At 42.7% G+C, this 1,067-nt stretch carries 1 protein-coding gene; it reads left to right on the top strand.

The window, feature by feature from the left end:
* The coding region (locus VZD24_RS15215) for an IS256 family transposase (protein ID WP_342688110.1) at window positions 1–1,055 on the top strand (1,055 nt) is incomplete at its 5' end.
* Window positions 1,056–1,067: the final 12 nt, after the last annotated feature.

The raw sequence follows: 1,067 nt of genomic DNA on the forward strand, positions 1-1,067 counted from the left end.
AGACATCAAAGAACCGTCGCAATGGGCGGGGGCGAAAAAATGTCCTTAGCTCTTCTGGTGGGCTGGAAATTTTTTCGCCGCGTGACCGCAATGGTACGTTCGAGCCCCAAACAGTAAAAAAGCGACAGCGCAGGCTTGATATGGATCTTGACAAGAAGATTCTGTCCCTTTACGGTCGCGGGATGAGCTACCGTGACATTCAGGACCAGTTAAAGGAAATGTATGATGTTGAGCTGTCCGTAGGCACCCTGAACGCAATAACCGATAAGATACTTCCAGATATATTGGAATGGCAACAACGCCCCTTGGAGAGCGTATATCCAGTAATGTGGCTCGATGCAATGCACTTCAAGGTAAGGGAACACGGAAAAGTTGTTACAAAAGCTGTTTATAATATCTTGGGAGTCAATCGGGACGGAGAGAAACAGGTTCTGGGGATTTATTTTGGTGATAATGAATCCAGTAGTTTTTGGAGAAGTGTCCTTCACGAGCTTAAACAACGTGGTGTCCAGGATATATTTGTAGCCTGTATTGATAACCTAAGCGGTTTTGGCGATGCCGTTGAGGATATCTTTCCCCAGACCGATGTACAGTTATGTCTGGTACACCAAATGCGGAACAGCATAAAATATGCATCCCACCTTGATGTCAAGCCTTTGGTAAAGGATCTGAAAAAGATATACACAGCTCTGAATGAACAAGCGGCCGCTCAATATCTGGTACAAGCTGAGGAAAAATGGGGAAAGAAGTATAAAGTTATTTTTAGAAGTTGGAACAATAACTGGGTCAGACTGACCAATTTTTATAAATACCCGCCAGCACTCAGAAGAGTAATCTATACCAACAATCCCATTGAAAGCTACCACAGAATGGTACGCAAGACAACAAAAACAAAAGGGGCTTTTACATCAGAAAATGCAATTGTAAAACAATTGTATCTTGCAACAGTAAATGCACAGACTAGATGGAATGGAACTATGTTTGCATGGACATCCGTGAGAAGAGACCTCGTAGATTATTTTGATAACAGATTTTTAACCGATGACACACTTTAATGAACACTCCCC

This window comes from Aequorivita flava, assembly GCF_038742595.1.
Lineage (GTDB): Bacteria > Bacteroidota > Bacteroidia > Flavobacteriales > Flavobacteriaceae > Aequorivita > Aequorivita marisscotiae.